At 49.8% G+C, this 19,609-nt stretch carries 13 protein-coding genes; 1 reads left to right on the top strand and 12 read right to left on the bottom strand.

Annotated elements, in window-relative coordinates; translation table 11 throughout:
* Positions 1–1,488, top strand: coding sequence for an NADH-quinone oxidoreductase subunit N (locus U9S71_RS05080; RefSeq protein WP_326325756.1), 1,488 nt, complete (start codon positions 1–3; stop codon positions 1,486–1,488).
* An 89-nt stretch (positions 1,489–1,577) separates the two neighbouring features.
* On the opposite strand, the gene U9S71_RS05075 is transcribed toward U9S71_RS05080, so the two are convergent.
* From U9S71_RS05075 to U9S71_RS05020, 12 genes are all read right to left on the bottom strand, one after another.
* Positions 1,578–3,173 (bottom strand): sulfatase family protein, encoded by a 1,596-nt coding sequence (locus U9S71_RS05075; protein ID WP_326325755.1) that lies wholly within the window; start codon positions 3,171–3,173, stop codon positions 1,578–1,580.
* Between the two features lie 65 nt (positions 3,174–3,238).
* Positions 3,239–3,805: a hypothetical protein gene (locus U9S71_RS05070; protein WP_326325754.1), complete on the bottom strand. Its 567-nt coding sequence runs from the start codon at positions 3,803–3,805 to the stop codon at positions 3,239–3,241.
* Between the two features lie 68 nt (positions 3,806–3,873).
* Complete coding sequence (locus U9S71_RS05065) at positions 3,874–5,262, bottom strand: sulfatase (protein ID WP_326325752.1); 1,389 nt, start codon at positions 5,260–5,262, stop codon at positions 3,874–3,876.
* 47 nt (positions 5,263–5,309) lie between these two features.
* Positions 5,310–7,046 carry a sodium:solute symporter family protein gene (locus U9S71_RS05060; protein ID WP_326325751.1) on the bottom strand — a complete coding sequence of 579 codons (1,737 nt, stop codon included), beginning with the start codon at positions 7,044–7,046 and terminating at the stop codon, positions 5,310–5,312.
* Positions 7,047–7,084: 38 nt separating this feature from the next.
* Positions 7,085–8,215: a galactose oxidase gene (locus U9S71_RS05055; RefSeq protein WP_326325749.1), complete on the bottom strand. Its 1,131-nt coding sequence runs from the start codon at positions 8,213–8,215 to the stop codon at positions 7,085–7,087.
* Positions 8,212–9,144 (bottom strand): dihydrodipicolinate synthase family protein, encoded by a 933-nt coding sequence (locus tag U9S71_RS05050; protein ID WP_326325748.1) that lies wholly within the window; start codon positions 9,142–9,144, stop codon positions 8,212–8,214. The genes U9S71_RS05055 and U9S71_RS05050 overlap by 4 nt, the downstream gene beginning before the upstream one ends.
* A 146-nt stretch (positions 9,145–9,290) precedes the next feature.
* Positions 9,291–10,748: a sulfatase gene (locus tag U9S71_RS05045; RefSeq protein WP_326325746.1), complete on the bottom strand. Its 1,458-nt coding sequence runs from the start codon at positions 10,746–10,748 to the stop codon at positions 9,291–9,293.
* 72 nt (positions 10,749–10,820) lie between these two features.
* Positions 10,821–11,969: a sialidase family protein gene (locus U9S71_RS05040; RefSeq protein ID WP_326325744.1), complete on the bottom strand. Its 1,149-nt coding sequence runs from the start codon at positions 11,967–11,969 to the stop codon at positions 10,821–10,823.
* Positions 11,970–12,003: 34 nt separating this feature from the next.
* Entirely contained in the window at positions 12,004–13,272 is a 1,269-nt protein-coding gene (locus U9S71_RS05035) for a sialidase family protein (protein ID WP_326325742.1), read from the bottom strand.
* A gap of 13 nt (positions 13,273–13,285) precedes the next feature.
* Positions 13,286–15,208 (bottom strand): sialidase family protein, encoded by a 1,923-nt coding sequence (locus tag U9S71_RS05030; protein WP_326325741.1) that lies wholly within the window; start codon positions 15,206–15,208, stop codon positions 13,286–13,288.
* Positions 15,209–15,256: 48 nt separating this feature from the next.
* Complete coding sequence (locus U9S71_RS05025; RefSeq protein WP_326325739.1) at positions 15,257–16,783, bottom strand: RagB/SusD family nutrient uptake outer membrane protein; 1,527 nt, start codon at positions 16,781–16,783, stop codon at positions 15,257–15,259.
* Positions 16,784–16,810: 27 nt separating this feature from the next.
* On the bottom strand, positions 16,811–19,609 hold the full coding sequence (locus U9S71_RS05020; RefSeq protein ID WP_326325738.1) for a SusC/RagA family TonB-linked outer membrane protein: 2,799 nt from the start codon (positions 19,607–19,609) through the stop codon (positions 16,811–16,813).

The raw sequence follows: 19,609 nt of genomic DNA, 5'->3' as shown, positions 1-19,609 counted from the left end.
ATGATGGCCGAATTACTACCCGACATCACTGAAAAGCTAGACCACATTCTCCGTGGCTTACCCGCATTGGCGCCCGAGTTGGTGCTGATTGCGGCGTTCGTCGCAAGCATCCTTACCGGGTTGTTTGTCGACCGGCTGTGGCGCCACAGCACGTTTACCATAACGGTCATCGGCATCCTGATTTCCGCCCTGTGTAGCAGCTTTCAATTGAGCAATCCCGATGCCGATGGAGTGCTATTCGGCATGGTCTCCACCGATGCGTTCGGGCAATACATGCGCATGCTGATTGCCGTCGTCTGCCTGCTGTTTGCCTTCTTCGTGCATGCCAGTCCCGACTTCGGTGCGCACCGTAAAAAGACGGCCGACCTCTACAGCATCTTATTGGCGGTGCAGATCGGGCTCAACCTGATGGCACTCGCCTCCAACTGGCTCATGGTATTCATCGCTATCGAAATGGTATCCATCGGCTCCTACCTTATGGTGGGCTACTTGGCCAAAGACTCGCGCCAAACCGAAGCAGCGATGAAATACGTATTGTTCGGTGCTGTATGCTCCGCCGTGATGCTTTACGGCATGTCACTACTTTACGGTTTCACCGGCAACCTTGATTACACATTCGCCCAGCATATCCAGGGGCTGAACGATACCTCGCCGTTGTTGGTCACCCTAGCCCTCTTATTTGTCTTCACAGGCATTGGATTCAAGCTGACCTTCGTGCCTTTCCATTTCTGGACACCCGACGTGTACCAAGGGGCACCCACACCGGTTACAGCCTTCCTTTCCACCGCACCCAAAATTGCAGGCATTGCCCTGCTGGCCAACATCCTGTACGCATGGCCGCCGAGTAGTTTCGCCTATCAGCACCTTCGGCTGATGCTGGTGGCTGCCGCGGCGGTGACGATGCTGTGGGGTAACCTGGCGGCGCTGCGGCAGACCGACGTGAAGCGCATGATGGCTTATTCGTCCATTGGCCATACAGGCTTCCTGATGATGGCCGTATTGGCCTACTCCGCACAAGACTATACCGTTTTATTCTATTACCTGGCTGTTTATTCGCTGATGAACATGGGGGTGTTCATGCTGACGGGCTACATCGAGTCGCGCACCGGCGCTGTGGATGTGACGCAATACCGCGGTCTGGGCAAGGCCATGCCCTTGGCGCTGGTGTGCTTTACGCTCATCATGATATCGCTCACCGGAATCCCCCCTACCTCGGGCTTCGTGGCGAAGTTACTGGTATTTACCGCCGTATTCCACGAATGGCAAATTTCCGGCGATATCGGCATGGTCGTGCTGTTGATCGTGGGCGCGCTTACCACCGTCATTTCTTTATTCTTCTATTTCAAGATTCCGTTGCACGCATTCCTGAAAACAGCAGAAAGCCAACCCGAGATGAAACCGTTGCGGTATTCCATCCTGTGGTTGGCGGTGTTACTTACGGTCGCTGTATGGGTAGTGGGGGTGTTTCCGGACTGGTTGGTGGGGTAACCTGTTCATACTAGTGATCTTCGCGCATAAGAAGACACGGAGGTCACAAATACATGCTATCTACGCTCCTTAGGAAGCACTATCCCATTCTAATATCTTCCTGTTTTATCAGGACCAGTATCAATCGAATATACCGAGGCATCAAAACTTTTCCTTAATAAATCCGTTTTGACAGATTGAAACGCTGGAACATCCCACAAATTTCTAAACTCGTTGGGATCATTTAGCATGTCAAATAGTTCTCCTTTTTCATGACCGTGATAAGTAACCAACTTATATTTATCCGTCCGATACATCGTGCCATACGTTATCGTCGTTGGCGGTTTATGAAAAAAGTCACTTCGCGCGGTATTTCCGTCGCTATAAAGTTCACTTCGTACGAAGCTTTTATGAAGACCTGCGGGTTTAGCACCCGTTAAAATCGGCTTGAGGCTTTTCCCTTGAATCCGGCGATGAACAGGCAATCCGGTTATATCCAATATAGATGGTACGATGTCTATCAACTCAACCAATGCATCACTTTGCAGGTTCTTTTCGAACACGGCAGGATACCAAAAAATTAGTGGCACCCTGACGAGGCTCTCATAAAACCGGCACCCCTTGTTTATGAGTCCATGATCTCCTGTCATATCGCCATGATCCGATGAAAAGATGATCAGCGTATTGTCCAACTGCCCCGTTTCCTCGAGTACGGCTAACAAACGTCCTATATTCTCATCAATTAAATCAATTTGTGCCCAGTACTTAGCCAAACGAAGTTTGTTTTCCTTGTCAGAATATTTCTTCGGCTTAGACTGGAAACTGACATTATTAAATACACTTTTCTCTTCAATATCGGTTTCGGAAAATATTGGCCCCGGTAATGCATCAATATCATACCGATCCAGATATTCCTTCGGAGGATCTAATGGTCCATGGGGGTCATAAATATTCAAGCTAAATAACCACGGCCATTCACGTTTCTCTTTAACAAAGTCTATCGCCCTATCTGTGCACCAAGTCGTCTGATGGTACTCGGTAGGTACATAACCCAGCTCCTGTTTGAACTTAAGTATGTCTACTCCCTTTTCTCTCCAATAGTTGATATAGTCATTTGTTGAGCCCCCCTGATAGGGACTATGACTGTAGTGAAACACTTGATATCCGTCATCTTTAGGTCTACGCTCTGGACGATTTGCCATCGCGGATGACAGATGGAACTTCCCTGAAAGACCACATTCGTACCCCGCGTCTTTCAATATTTTAGTAATTAGGGTTGCCGCTTCAGGCCATTCTTCTGCTCCGTTCTTTGTGGTATGGACCGTCGAAGGATACATACCTGTCAGAAAACTAGCACGACTTGGCGTACAAACAGGAGCCTGGCAAAACGCATGCGTAAAACTAACACCTTCTTTGACCAAACGGTCGATATTTGGTGTTTTTACATAATCATTCCCCAAAGCACCTATCGTGTTCCATTTTTGCTGATCGGTGCAAATCCACAGAATATTAGGTGCATTTCCTTTTACTTTTATGAAAGGGGCATTCCACTTTTTCTTTTCCTGAGCGATGATTTCCCCCGGAGGAAAGAAAACTGCCATACTAACGACCATTAAAAATCTAATTCCGTATATGTTACAAATCGTCGGATCACAAATACCCAATCGGCGTAACGTTATCTTTGTTAACTTCTTGAATATTTTCATTTTCATATTCGCTTTATATTCGTTAATTAGATACTGATGCGTTAATTTTTTGCGCGACTTGCCCTTCAGTTGTTAAAACTAACAAAGTCACTGACGAAAATCAGGAATTTTTTATCTTTGACTTTTGCTTTATGCAATTCACGTGTTTTATAGACTTCTAAGCTCACAACCCCTAAAGGATGTCCCATAAAGGCTCCCGACTTAACCGCATATTGTCCAACCGAAGGGCGGAAATCAATATTTGAAGCAAAAAAACCGAATGAAGCACCCAACTTCTCCAATGTCTTTTCATTCATTTTTCCATGGGCGTCTCCGTTGTTTGTACCACCATCCCCCCGTCTATCTTGACTTTTGTTTGATGTGTTGATGCTATCGGTTTGCTTTGGAAACCGTCTAGTCAACCTCACCACAATAAATTCCGATGAGTCGGTCTTCAAAAAAGTCTGCTTGCTTTCGGCATACCTGTCTTTGGTTCTAAAGGAATCGTTGTCTACCAAAATATAATCTTTAAAATTGAGGCTTAACCGGATATAAGACACGTCTTCGAAAAAATCGCGGCTTTGGGCTTGCCCCGGTTGGGAGATACAACATGTCATGCATATCACACACAAGAAAACGAAAATAAGTTTCATAATTTACCTTGGTATATTTAGCCTAATAGAAAACTTTTGCATCAAATAAGTACCATGCTTTTTGTTCGTTAGTACGTTCTGCTAGGCACGCGTGCACCTACCGAATCCAATATACTGAAAAGCTCATCTTTCATCTTTGCAGCCTGTTCTGGCAATGACCGGGCAATATCGTGCGTTTCCGCTCGATCTGAATCGAGGTTATACAGCTCCGTACGATCCTCTTCATAGAAATAAATCATTTTGTATTTCCCAACCCTAATGGCCGACTGCGGTTTGGAATCGACAACGGGTTGGTGATAAAATGGGAAATGCCAGTAGAGTGGTCGGCTATTGCCACCAGCAGCCCATTGTCCGCCCCGCAGTACCGATACAATACTTTGACCATCTATCCCATCATTGGTTATGGCGGAATGGCCTGTCAATTCAGCGATTGTGGGATACCAATCGTAACCGTTGATTGGCACATCGCTTACAGACCCGCTTTTGACCCTGCCATTCCAACGTACAATCGCCGGAACGCGGATTCCACCCTCATAGAGCGTCCACTTGCCCGACCTCAATAAGTCGCTTTCTGAAAATCTTGGATCTCCGCCGTTATCTGATGTAAATATGATAATCGTATTTTCGTCTATACCCAATTCCTCCAGCGTTCGAAGCAGCTGGCCGATATAGTGATCCATTGTCTCGATGAAAGCAGCATAGTTTATGAGCGCTTCGTCAGCATCTGGCCCCAATTTTTCCCGATACTTATCGTACAGCCATTTGTTTCGTGTTTTTACCGGTGTATGCACATAATACATCGAATAAAAAAGCATAAACGGCTCGGTTCGATGCTCCTCGAGAAAGCGAACTGCTAATTCTGTCAATGAGTCGGCCGGAAATGTGCCAGCTTTCGAATCAGCGAACGTACCTTTTTCCGTAGGCGAGTAACCGTACGAATGACTACCGCGATGTTCCGAACCGGTATGGAAGCCTTGCTGCAAAGGACCTAATGTAGTGCCCCAACCCAAATATGCATCGTTTTCCTGTGTCAAATGCCATTTCCCAAAATAGCCGGTTGAATAAGCCAGGTTAAGCTGTTCGGCTATCGTCTTCTCACTCAGCGGCAGGTCCCTTGGGTATGAGGGCTGCGATAGCAACGTGCCCTTGGGCGTGTTGCTGCCATCCGGCTTGGACACGAATTCAAAACCCAGTCTCGCAGGTGACTTGCCTGTGAGAAGTGATGCTCGTGACGCGGAACAAATAGGGGCCGAAGCATAAGCATTCGTAAAGGTCATCCCGCTTGCAGCGAGTCGATCAATATGAGGTGTCTCGTGTACTGGATTTCCATAACAGGCGAGGTCGGCCCACCCCAGATCATCCACCAAGATAAATAGAACGTTTGGTCTGTCTGATTCTTTTCCGCCTGCAATCAAGCATTGCAGTAAACAAAACGACAATATGAAGAACCTGTACATAATCAATTATTTTCTAAAGACGGATATGCATCCGTTAGCGCCCGATATTATTTAAATCCCGGTTTCGCGTGTTTAATTTCTTGATAAACGACGCTGGCTATCCAACCCACAAAGAAACAGGAGATGACACCCGTAGCACTATACAGCATAAAATGCATAGAAGTGAACAAAGACACGTACAGCTGCGCGAGGATACTGCAAGCGATGCCTACTACTGCGCCAAAAGAATTGGCCCTCCGAACCAGTAAGCCAAGCAAGAACACTCCTCCCATGCTGCCCAGGATGATCCCGAGCACCTTATTGAATTCGTCCCATATCGAGTTCACAGACAATGTAGCCATATAATACGCAAATAGAATCCCAATTGCCCCTAACGTAAAAGTCACCATACGGGCCAACACAAGTTCATTCCTTTTGCTGTTCCGAAAAACGCGCGGATGTATGTCAATACAGTATGAAGTCGCCGAAGATGCCATGCTGCTACTCAACGTAGACATAGCCGCAGCAAAAATACCGGCTATCAACAATCCACTCACTCCCGACGGCAAAGAGGTAACAATGTACCAGGGGAATATGGAGTCGCCGTCTTGCAGACCCGGGTTTAACTTAAACGGATATGTTTTATAAAAAACATATAAGCCCGTTCCAATAGAAAAGAACAGAATCGTTGCCGGAACGACCATCCAGGCATTTAGCCACATGCTTCTCTTCGCCTCTTTCTCCGAGCTAGCGGTCACATACCGTTGGATCATCGTCTGATCCGACCCGTACGTAATGAGGTTGGTGAAAACAGCACCCAATACCAGCGTCCATATCGTGGGCTGGGTGATATCAAAATTGATTTGCCCCAAGGATAGCTTTTGGTGCGCATTCGCTTCTTGGATGATGCCCGCCAGGCCTCCCGGGATCGTAAAAACCAACAACACAACAACCAAGATCGCACCACCCATCAATACGATAACCTGTATCACGTCGGTCCAAATCACTGCCTCTATTCCCCCCGCCATGGTATACAATAAAGACAGCACCCCCATTAGGCTAATACACAGAAATATATCGATTCCGGTGACTACGTTTAGGGCGATCGACGGAAGCAGTAAGACGATACCAATCCGTCCAATATGGAAGAGAATAAATGACACGCTGCAAAAAACGGAAACGACCGCATTGAACCGATTCTCGATATATTGATAGCCCGATATGACATTCAATTTCCTGAATTTTGGGATAAATAAAACCGCGATCAACGGCGCAATCAGAATCGGCCCCATATTAATCAAAGAAAAAGACCAGTCGGTGGCATAGGCCTTCGCGGGAATGGCCATAAAGGTTATGGCACTAAGCGCGGTGGCGAAAATACTGAACCCAATGGCCCACATGGGTACCTTGCCGCTTCCTTTAAAAAACTGCGCCCGGTCCTTTTGTTTCTTATAAAACCAAAAGCCAATACCCATTTGAACGACAAAATAGATAACAAATATGATAATGTCCAAGGAGCTGAATCCGCTTTTAAATGGTTCGAATTTGTCCGTTGGAACCCGCGTTTCGGTAATGGTATGGAAATAGCTTTCATTAGCTAAACCCTTATTCAGCAACAGATGGTGGGCTCCCGCCGCTTCTGCCGTATACACCACACCAAGATCGGGAACGTATAAGGAGTCTGTCTCTCCCGCCGGCGGCTGATAAAACACAAGATTCGGTTTGTCGCTATAGAAGCGATAAGAAACAGATTGGTTCGATAAGACGGTAACGACGGTATCCGTTTCCGTTAAACTTGTTGTCATTTGGCTATTTTTTGCTTCGAGATCTGTTAAGGTGTCCGTCATTTCGCTTCGCATTTAACGGCCAAAACGCGGTTGGTACGCACACCCGGGCGCACCTCGCCCATCGGAAGTATATAGTGGTCGTTCCATACCACACCCGTGGTTGTTACCGGCGCCCACGTACTCGCATTCGGGTCGTTTTCAGGGTTTGCCAGCTTATCTACTGGTAATTTGCCATCCACGCGCCAGCTATCTGTTGCAAGATCATACGCTAATATGTCCGTACTGAATCCCGGATGGCGGTCTTTCAAGGCACCTGCTTGGGGCGCCAGCCGGCCATCATCACCACCGAAAACGAGCACCTCGTCATTTCGTGTGGTGAACGCCGGACTGGGTGCCGCGGCGACAGCATGGGGTAAATCCGCTATTTCAGTCCACCCAACTTGTGGCTCGTAACGGAACGCATCCACCAAGTAGGTACGGGTGGGTAGTGAATCTCCGGGGTTTACCGATAAGGAAACCCCACTGAGGAGGTAAAAACCGTCGCCCATTGCTCCCGCTACCGCGAGCATCCGCGGTGCCCCCGGCCAGGACTCCAGCGTTTCCCATCGCCGTTCAGCGGCCGGCTTGCTCAAATCCAGCGCGAAGAACCCATTACTCGCCGTCGTGTCGATTGGCGACGAAAGGCCTCCGGCCACGTAAATCACGTCGCCCACCAATGCGCCGCAGGTGTTGGCAAGCGGCGCAGGCAACGATGGCCATGCGCTCGTCTTCAGTTCACCTTCCGTATACGTTATGGCAAATACATCGGCATAATGCCGCGCACGATCCGAACCACCAATGATGATGAGACTGTCTCGCCATACGACAGACACTCCATACCCCATGGGGCGTGGCAGGCTACCGGCCCGCTCCCACTCTCCGGCATCCGCTTTAAACACAAATACTTGGTCGCTCCATTGCTTCACACCACCAGACCATGGCCGCGTTCCTTCGGGAAAATTGGCCCCGCCGGCCACCAGAAGGTGACCGTTGCTTACGCCGGCATACGCACCGGCAAAGCCAACGGCATCGGGTAGCTGTTGAAGCTGTTGCCAATCGAAATGTGTTACCGTCCCTTTATTTTCGCACGCTTGTATCATCGTGAAAACCATCACCGGCAACCAAATATTTCCAACTCGTTTCGTCATACGTTTTGCGTTTTCGGTTTCGCCTCGTCCAGCGCTTTCAAAAAACCAATTTTCTCCAGTCGCGACGCTAACACTTCTTTCTCATCCGGCTTGAGGGGCACCAACGGCAAGCGCGTAGGCCCCATGGGGTACCCCAAGATGTCCATGATGGCGCGCTGGGAAGGGATCGGTGAAAACCTGGCCATCTCGCGGATCATGCGGACCAATACCAGCTGTGTTTGCTGTGCCTCCTCGATATTCCCTTGGGCAAAAAGTTCCATCACGCGGATATACAGCGGAGCGGCAAAGTTATAGGTACTTCCCACCGCTGCTTTCGCCCCTACAGCCAGTGCAGGCAGCAGCAATTCATCATAACCGTAGAGCACGTCAAACTTGCCATCACCGTAAGCCAAGCACGCCTGGTATTCGTGGATGGTGGCGGCCGTATATTTTATCCCCGCCAAATTCGGTATTTTCTCTTCGCCGAGACGAAGGAAATCCACCATATCCATGCCTACGCCCGTTAGCGCCGGAATGTGATAATAATAGAACGGCGTAGCAGGTGCTGCCGCGGCGATCTGCGCCATACTGTCGACCAGATTGGCCACGTTCACAGGCTTAAAATAAAACGCTGCTACAGCCGATACGGCGTCGGCGCCAATTTTTTCGGCGTGGCTCGCCAGCTTCTGGGATTCGGCGATGGACGTATGCCCAACATGCACAAACACAAAGAGCTTTCCTTTCGCCAGTGCAACATATTGTTCCGCCACAGCCATCCGTTCCTCCACCGTGAGGTTCGGCCCTTCGCCGTTGGTGCCGCAGATGAATATTCCTTTTAATCCATCGTTTACCAACTTGTCAACCAAAGGCGATATGCCTTCTAAATCGAGCGAGCCGTCTTCGTGGTATGTTGCAAAAGTGGCCGCAATAAGCCCATTGATTTTTATCATGCTATTCTAAATTTATTAATTTATCAACTTTATTTAAAAGCTACCTTACCATTCATCGGTCCGAAACGACGAGAGCATGCTTACCCCCGAGCAATGCAATCGTTTTTATATTAATAGCCATTCCGGTAATGTGTATTTCATGTTATTCATCTGTTATCTTTATTGGCCTTGTATTCCGTACTCTTGACCTGTGATGGTTTCACCATGTCAGCAACTGCACTAGCGTTTTTCGACGGAATGAACTGCCTGAGGCTATCCAGTACCGCATGGTAACGTGTTTCGGTCGCTAGGTTATTCCATTCATGGTGGTCTTTGGCGTGGTCGTACAGTTCTTCCGTTCCGTCCGTATATTGGATGTATCGCCAACGCTCTGTACGCACGGCGTGATTTCCCTTCCTATAGGTCATCAGCGCCGGCGGAAATGGCGCACCGGCATCTTCCAAAAGTGGTAATACGGAGCTTCCATCCAAATCGGGCTTGGGAGGTAACCCACACAACTCGATGAGAGTTGGGTAAACCGTGGTCAGATCAACAGGGGTGTGAACGACTGTCTTTGGCCGTATTTGACGGGGATCCACTACGATAAACGGTACATGTGTGGTCTTTTCCCACAAGGCAAACTTCTCCATATGATCTTTCTCCCCAACATGGAAACCATGATCGCTCCAAAGCACAATGATGGTATTCTCTGCATAATCACTTTGCGCTAGGGCATCCAACATACGTCCGATCTGCGCATCGGCAAAGGACGCGGCTGCCTGGTACGAAGTGACCATGTCAGCCCATGCTTTTGGGTCTTCAGCCATAGCCCGCTCCATACCGCGCCAAAACCACTTCGTATCTTCCATGAGATGGGTTGCCCCACTAGGGAGATCGTCCCAATCGTTGGCCTTTACTGCTGGCATGACCGCATTTTCAAGTGGGTACTGCTCCCTGTATTGTGGCGGCGAATAAAATGGCATATGCGGTCTGAATATACCGATACTGAGAAAGAACGGTTTATCATGTGATTTATCCAGAAAATCAACTGCATAGCTCGCCGACCGATAGTCTACCGCATCTTCCTCCTCCAATGGCCAGGCTCCCCAGTCTGTGTTTTTACTACCATACCAGTCAAAACCATTTAGTTTTTTCGCGGGCAACGGCGAATCAGGGTAAGTATCCGGCATCGGTTGGAATTCATCGAAAGATTCAGCATCATGGAACGCACCATCCCAATGGTGATGGAAAATTTTCCCTGCACCCGCCGAATAGTAGCCATGCTTCATGAAATACTGCTGAATCGTTTCTACCTCAGGTAATGCCCTACGCCAATCCGATTTATTCCCATAGACACCTGATTTATGCGGACGCCTACCCGTGAGTAGGGATGCCCGTGACGGATTGCAAGCTGGTGAAGAACAATATGCATGCGTAAAGAAAGCGCCCTGGGATGCAAGGCGATCAATATGGGGAGTACGGATAGGATTAGTCGCATCAAACAGCGTCGTCCAATCATTTAAGTCATCAACGGCAATGAATAATACGTTTGGTTTCCGATTGGGATTCTCCTGACACGATAAAAGGGACAGTAAACAAAGTACGGATAACTTGAATATTTTCATTAGATCAATTCTTCTGTGCACTCGTTTCCAGCAGTGTCAACGAGCCTAAAGCGGCAATACAACGTATTCTCCTCATCGTTTATCGTGTAATATAGACTTGATTGGTATCCGCTTCAATACCAATGACCAACTATCTTTAGGGTCGGCTTTCGTTTCAAACAAACAGTAAACCGTCCCGTCGGCACCCATGGCTATATCTGAATAGCCGGAAATCCCTTCATTGATTACCTGTTCCATCGCCCAAGTCTTACCCCCGTCATCGCTCGCTTTCAACGTCAGGTTCTGCCGAGGATGCTTCGGGATTTGTTCACTGTCGGGATTCAGGAAGAGCAGATAATCCGTTCCATTATATGGCGTGGCGATGATGCTCGACATACAGATCGGTTCAAATAATTCCTCGTCATAGGCTGGTTCCGTCCAGCCGGATATTCCATTCTTACTGAAGCTAACCCCTTTACGGCGCTTGTCCGATTCATTCCGAATACTCAGCATGACGCGACCGTCGGGAAGCTGAACAGCCATGGTCTCGCTGGGGTTCTTGAAGCCGTCTACATCGGGCACCATCGCACCTCGCCGCCACGTTTTCCCATTATCATCACTGTAAATGGTGGCAATACGGGAGGGACGATGGCTTCGGTGCGGCGTAAGTCTATCCGAGTTTGCTAGCCAAACGGGCACTAGCAAGCGGCCACTTTTCAATTGTATACTGTGCCCGGGTCCAGGAGCTAACACCTTCCAATCGTAGTCCTTTTTAAACGATTCGAAGGTGGAGGTAATGTTTACCGCCGGGCTCCAGGTGAGCCCATCGTCTGTAGACTGCGTATAATAGGCATAGGCATAATCACGCTGATATACCAAATGGATCGTTCCGTCTTTTCCAACAATTGGCGTAGGGTTATCGGTCGGTTTACCCCCTGCACGTTCTGCAACCACTTGTATGGCACCCCAGGTTTCACCGCCGTCGTCACTTCTCCGCAACAACAGATCCATATCCGCCCAGTCGCTCGCACTCTCGATCCGGCCCGCAGCAAATGCAAGGAGTGTTCCTTTTTTTGTGATCACCAATGCCGGGATGCGCGTAGATGAATACTGATCGGGCATCGGTTCAAATACGGTTACATGTTCTTGAGCAACGACTACTTCATTAACAGTAAGACCTAGCAAACACAATCCCACAGCAACAACCTGCAGACGTAACGCTTTCCTTTTTCGTTTAAACATATTACTTTAAATTTTACTGTGTACCCTCGGTTCGTTATTCTTCCCCGTCCATTATCCAAGCCAGGGTGAAACGGTGGAAATCGATCGAATGCCTTCTGTCCATCGCGGCGCCCGCCAACGGATTACTATTGTGTTCTACCAACGCACCGATGTAGTTATCTGCCGTGGTCATCATGCTCGAATAGCCGCCATACCCCTGTTCACAGGTTTCCGCAGTGGTTAAGCCGGGGTATAACCGGCGTGAGGTGGTCCACGTTGCTCCTTCGTCAAGGCTTATTCTTACGGTCATCTGGCATCGGTAAGGCATACCACTGCCCTCGTTATTAGCCGGATTCAAGAAGAGTATCCGGCTCGGTTCCCAAGAATAGCGTAAAATAGACGCTTGGCATCGCGAATCAGGCAATCCACTATCGGCACGGAAGGGTGAAAACCCGCTTTCAATAGACCCCACAGCTACAAAACGAGTACGATTGCTTTCCCATTCGGAAGTTACCCCACGGTCATTGCGCATCAGCAAACCGTTCCGGAGCTCTACTATAGCTGTTTCGCCAGTATTGGGCGGTACCTGTTGGTACTGCCACGTCTCGCCGTGGTCATCGCTATAAATGTTCCGTTCCTGTGCCGGGATGATCAGGCGGCCGCTTGCGGGGCCGTGCTCCACCTGGATACCTATGCCCGGTCCCATTGCGTCCCAGGTGAAGTCTGGTGGCACCAGCGTTTCGGTCAGATCAACCGGTGCAGACCAAGTTTCACCGTGGTCATCGCTAAAGGTCGTGAACACCCGGCGTTGCCCCCAAGTGTCGACCCGGTCATAAGTCTTGCCATCAAACGCACCCCCCACCTGGGCATGGCTGCCGTCATTCCAAGAGAGAAACAACCAAATCCGTTCGGTTTCGTGGTCGGTCACCGCTGTAGGGTTTCCCCATGTCCCCTCTCCTTCATCCAACAGGATGTGTAGATCAGACCAGGTTGCTCCATTATCCGTAGAGCGTTTATAAACCAGGTCAATGTCCCCATAATCCAGGCTGGTGTGTTTCCGCCCTTCGGCAAAGGCTATCAAATTACCGTTCACCCCACGCGCCAGACAGGGTATGCGATAGGAATGGTAACCATCTGCACCTTCCTGAAAGATGCGTACGACACCCATTTCAGGTTCTTCCAGCTCACCTTGCGGCGCCTCATTTTCAACCTCCGGCCGCACAAACGCCGGCGCTTCCGTCAGGCCGGTACCGGGTTTATCACAACCCAATGAGCAGAGCATCGGTCCAATTAACCACAGGTGAAATGCAAATTTTATCCTCATAATCGCCATTTTTTTATTTTCTGTAAACCACTATTCCTTCGCGCGGGCTTTCCACGCCGCCTTCCCCCACAACGATGACTGTGCCGTCTTGCAACGCCACGGCATCCATTGCGCCAACCGGGGCAGCGTAACCGTGATAGGTGAGTCCGTCAAACAAGGGAACACCCGATCCGAAAGACTGCCCACCGTCCGTACTGGAAAACAACGTGGGCGTTACCCCATATTGTGGACCGCCATACGTGTCACTGTCCGATTCACGGTTCACGGGGGTCACCACGCTGATGGTACCATCCGCTGCTTTCACCAGCACCCCATCCGTTAGGTGCCCAAAGTCGCCCGTATTCACAGTAGCACTAATGTCTACGGGTACCGCCCACGTTTCACCGCCATCATCACTGTACGACACCAAACGGTTACGTGGCGACGTATTGCCGTGTCCTAAAACCATCATCAGCCTCGAGTCGTCGAGCTCCACTACAGAACCAGACGACCGGTTGTTTCCGGCCACGGGATCTGACAACCGCCAGGATTGCCCACCGTCATCGGAAAGGGCGACACGAACCTGCTTGCCATCATGTACCACCGGCATAACCAACCGGTTTTTGAAAGCGTCGGATGTCAGCTCAATCCCATGGCCGGGACCACTCCGCAGGTATCCCACATCGGATTGCAGGTAGTCGGTAATCTCGGTGGGCGCCGACCATGTACGGCCGTCGTCGGCAGAGATGACCTGATATACGCGTTGCTGGCTGGCGTCAAAAGCATAACTTTCGTCTTCCACATGCCCCGGCAAGCGGCTATAATGCAGGATGATTTCTCCGGATGCTGTGGTAACCGCCTGGGGAAAACCAAATGTCTCGCCGGAGCCTTCCCCTGCCACGACGGAAATCTGTTCGTCCCAGGATGCTCCCTGCGACGACGACCGGCGGAGGATGATATCGGTATCGCCCGCCGGCATGGTCTGCTGGGCAATTCGCTCTACAGCAGAGCGTGGGTTCGAGCGGCCTTCCGCAAAAAGCAATAGATCCCCGTTTGCTGCTTCAGCTAGCGCTGGCGACTGTATCCGGTTGTAGCCTTGTTCGTATTCGTGCATCGCGTAGTCAACAGAAAATGCGTCGGGGCTCTCGATATACAGGTCATGAACCGTAATAAAATTTCTATGAGGCCTGATCTTCGGCGTAAAATAGAACGTCTCCCCCGGAAGCTTAAACTGGAAACAAAGCGTCCCATTGATGAGAACGTAAAACAGTCCATCATGGACAACCACTTCCACATCGGCAGGGACACCGGGTACAATCACTTCATTGACAGTGGGCCACCCCTGGTTGGGATCCACGCTTGCCGTCGTACCATACAGATCCACGAAAAACATAGGTGCAATCGCTGAGAAACCGTCCATGCCGAACACGAAATTCTGCCCGGTCTCCCAATTGACTCCCAGCATCAGCCCCATAGCCGTTCCACTAAACGTCCCCACCGTTAACCGTGTATACATATAAAAGCTTTTACCGGGGCCAATAGGCACAAAGTACTTACTCATTGCCCAATTAAACCGGTAGCTGTTCGGATTCCCACCAAAATGATCATCGTTTGTAATCGGGTAGTAATTCCGATGCGGTATCAACCGCATCCCTTCGGGTTCCGGCACCCACGATGTCGTGTCGCCCGCCGCGTAGAAATCGGTATAGCCTTTAAACAGAATCCCGCTATGATCGGGCACGCCGGCACGCATAAGCCAATGGCCCGCTTCGCGGTTTTCATCAAAGGGAAACGGTAGGCTGTCTGGCATACGTTGCTCTTCATCAAACGGCCCCGGAAATCCAAAGTGCTGCTCTTTATAACATCCGGCAAACAATAGAACCAGCATAGCGCAGAACATTCCCAGCCTTGCCAGTTTCTGTGCCACCCAATTTATGCCTTCGATCAATATCTTCATGATTGTGAAATTTTTTCTAACATTCGTATTGCTCCCATTAACCGGCTGCTACCAAAGCAACGGGTCAACAGGAAGGTACCAATTCTGTTCAAATCGGAGCTTTTCGGCCACCTGCTCGCGTAGTGCACCGCTATACTTGGATGCCACGTGGGGTGCCAGCTTGTTTTCGCCCGAGAGTTGGGACCACAGCATCAAATCATACCAACGTTTTCCTTCGAAAGCCAGCTCTCGCGCCCGTTCCCTAAAGAGCTGCTCCATCATAAATTCCTTGTCGGTATACGCGAACTCTTCTGGCAGCAAAGGTTCCAACCCCCTCGCTTCCCGCACCATATTCAGGAAATTAAATGCCGAAGCGTAGTCATTCACCATCAGGTCGGCCAGCGCCTTCAGCAAATAAGCATCGGCACTCCGGTAGACATGCCAGCTCGCATTACTTTGGTATGCTGGCCGCATAGAAGAAACATTATCGGCACCGATATATTTCCAGATCACCGTATCTTGGCCAATCACCTTATAGCTAAAACTCGTCCGGATATCTTCTCCTTCGTGAGAAAAAATCGTATTGATCACATGCGATACCGGCTTTAGGTGATAACGCCCCCCGTCGGCAGCGATAGGCGATGTAAACTCCTGTAGCCTATTGGTTTCAAAGCTTCTGTCATACTGGTACCCCAATAAAAACAGGGAATGCTGCGCCGCCCACGATCCGGTAAATTGGTTGATCCAATTGCCCGACGCGCCCAGTGAATGGTTGTTGTTGATCACCGGCGAATTAGCAAAAGCCGAGGCCGACTGGTACTCGCCTACCCACAGGGCTAATTCGGTTGCCAGCGTATTGGCCATCGGCTGAGACACCCTTCCATAGCGTTCCTGCGCGGGCAAGCTATTCCGGTTCCACCGATAGTTAAGGGGCAGAATCCCCAGCACGGTGAGCACATCGTTATATAGCATCTGCCAGACCTCCTGCTTATCTTCCGGAAACCGGTAAAGTCCCCTGATTTCATGTACGGTCAGTTCCAAGGTTTTCCGCGATACGGTATCGCCCTGCTCATTCACAAACCGGATGTCCTCCGCATAGTCTGACCGGATGATTGGAAAACGATCGAACGTTCTAGCCAATACGTAGTAGCAATAGGTACGTAACAGCAAAGCCTCACCGTAGTAAGCACCTGCGTCCCGCTCCAACAATTTATCGTCTGTAGCCATCACATCGTACACCCGTTCCAACTGTCGATTGCACCGGGCTATGGTTTCGTAGATCGCGGCGTAATTGGTATACGGATTATTTACGGTAACATTGTTCCGTGCAAACTCGTTGATGTAAGGGTCCGGTTCCAATTGTCCGGTGGTTACCATATCTGCCCGTGCATCACCCCAAAGGAGGAATTTATGCACGTCTCGGGAGAGGGGTTCATACATACCGAACGCGGCTGCATTCAGATCTTCCCGGTTTTTATAAAAATCAACCTCCTTTACCGCGTCATAAGGATCTACCTCAAAGAAACCCGAGCAACCGGACAAGAGGAGACAGCCCAACGCTAAGGGGGCCAATTGTTGTAGCATCAATTTATTCATGGTTATCATACTCTTTTTGCTGTAAAATCAGAGTGAAATCTTAACACCCATTAAAAACGTTCTGGGTAAGGGTGACGCACCGAAATCGATACCCCGCATCAATGGGTCGCTGTAGGATACGACTTCCGGATCCATACCACTGTAGTTGGTCCTTGTCCACAAATTCTCGCCGGTAACAAATACCTGCACACCGCGTAAAAACCGCAACACGTACTCCGTATCCAGCTGGTAGCTGAGCGTCACGTATTTCAGCCGCATGTAACCACCGTCTTCTATCCATTTATCGGTAGCAGCACCGTTGAAAGAAGGGTCTCCCAAAATTCCCCGGCTGAAACCGCTGCCTTGTTCTTCGGGCGACCTCCAGCGATCGGCCACACCGGGCGATTGATTGGAATAATCACTCATCAGGTGCATGCGCTGGTTGAAACGGTTATAAATATCTTGTCCATAAGCGTACGCAAACTGCGCGCCTAACGACCACCGATCCCATCCCACCGTTGTACCGAAACCGCCGAAGACCGTGGGCAAGGCCGACCCTATCACCTGCCGGTCTAGGTCGTTGATTAAACCATCCTCATTTAGATCATCAATGATATAGTCTCCCGGCATGTAGGGGGTCCCATCTGCTTTATTCAAATCAACCGCATCCGCTGTTCCAAACACACCTAGTAAGCGATAGCCATAAAAGCTCCCCATCCGTCCGCCGGTCTGTACCATACCATGGACACCGTCTAGGGTTTTGATTACATTCCCGTTACCGAGCGATTCCACATGCGAATTCAGCGTAGCCAAATTTCCGAACACTGATAAGGAAAACCTATTGGCAGATGGGAGAAGCTGTGCATTCACCGCCAGTTCCAAACCATGTGAATACATGACACCCCGGTTCTCAAACTGCGGTCCCAGCCCGATTTCGATGGGGAGCGCTTTGGAAGTAATGAGATCATGTGTCCGTTTGTAGTAATAACCCACATCAATTGCCGCCCGGTTATCGAATAGGTTTGCCATCAGACCACCGTCTACTGTGTTTGTTATTTCGGGCCTTATATCCATATTACCCACATTTCCGAAATACGTCCCCCCGTATCCGAAATAGCCGACGGGGTAGTACAAATTGTGGTGATAAAACCCCCTCACGTCGTGATTTCCGCTCATCCCCCATGACGCACGTAGACGCAACTGGTTTGCCTCACCGGGTTTCAGCACATCGACGGTTGCTTCAACGCCGGGATACACGTTCCACCGTCCACGGCCGCCAAAATTGGAAGTACCCTCCACGCTGAGGTTTGCAGCCACCGTGGCCCGGTCTAATATCCGGATATCCCCACCCGCGTAAAACCGCATGAGATTGGATAGGAATTTCGTATTCGAAGCGCTATCAACAGTACCCTGTTCCAGCGTTTCATAGTCATCCGTACCAGCATTGATCTTCCGCCCATAAACGGCCTTTTCCTCAAAACGTTCTATCCAAGCCCCCACCCGGCCATGGTATCGGGCCCAATCAGCTAAGCGCCCTTCGTGATCCACGTGGGTGTTCCATAATAGCGTAAATTCACTGGATGAGCGCTGCGCATTCTGGCGCACACGGTTGCGGTCGCTCACAATACCCAGGGCTGGTCGATATTGTTTTTCTTTCAGGTTGAAATAATTCACCGCCATCACCGACGTCAGCGACGTCTGCTCACTAGCCTGCCAAGTGGCACTGATCGAACCGTCTACGCGGTTCTCTTCGTTGTCATTACTCATGTTATTGACCAATGCCCAGGGGTTGCTTTTCCCTAGTACATCCACATCGGCCAGCAGGTTGGTCAACTGGTTTTCCTCATTATAGGCATATCGCCCCATGAACGGGGCTTTTGTTGCAGCCACGTACACCGGATGTACCTCCCAATTACTTCCCTGTTCGAGGTAATTGACCGATGTGTTGGCATAAGCTAAGTTATTGGTTATCTTAAATTTCTGAGAAAGCTGATAATCCAAGTTAAACCGCATTCCAATCCGGTGCATATCCGAACCGATAAGCGTCCCTTCCTTATCCGCATACCCCAAACTAAACAAATAGTTAGCATCCCCATCACCGCCTTTTAACTTGAGGTGGTAATCGTTAAAAGCAGCCGTCCGTGTAATCATATCCATCCAGTCGGTATGGTAGCTATACTGGGGTAATACGGTATCAAACAAGGGATTGTCTGCCAGTTCGCGTTCGCTGGTACCATTTTCGGCCATATAAGCCCATAAATACCGTTTAAAATCATCGGCTCCCATGCGGCTTATCTGGTATCGTGCCGGGGAAATGCCGTAATTGGCGGTGAAATCAATCTGGGTTCCCCCGAATTCGCCCCGTTCCGTGGTGATGTAGACTGCCCCGTTCGCACCTCTTCCACCAATTTCAGCCAACTCCATGCCGCCATTGGCAATGTAAATCTCACCGATATCATGCGGATTGATAAAACTGAAGCGTGTCGGCTCAAAAGTCGATAAAAATGATGGCAGGGCGCGATTGTACCGCACGGGGACACCATCTACGAATACCTGTGGCGTCACATTTAAATGAATACTATGCATCCCGCGGATCATCAACTGGGGTGCAGCCCCCGTGACACCGGATTCTGTAACGTGTATCTTCGCATTGCCCGGCAGGACCTCAGCGAAAGAAATCGCATCGGCCTGCGCCGGGATACGTACGTGTGTGACCGCTGAGAATGCACTGTCAGCGCGACTTTTCGTAGCCAGCGTATCCGGTTCCGCCTGGCCATACACTGGCCACACCGCAGCATTCGCCAACGTTACAAGTCCAATCCCAAAAATCCTATATAAACCGTTCAT

The sequence above is a fragment of the Parapedobacter flavus genome, assembly GCF_035818675.1.
In the GTDB taxonomy this organism is placed as follows: domain Bacteria; phylum Bacteroidota; class Bacteroidia; order Sphingobacteriales; family Sphingobacteriaceae; genus Parapedobacter; species Parapedobacter flavus.
This window is presented reverse-complemented; position numbering and strand designations above follow the sequence as displayed.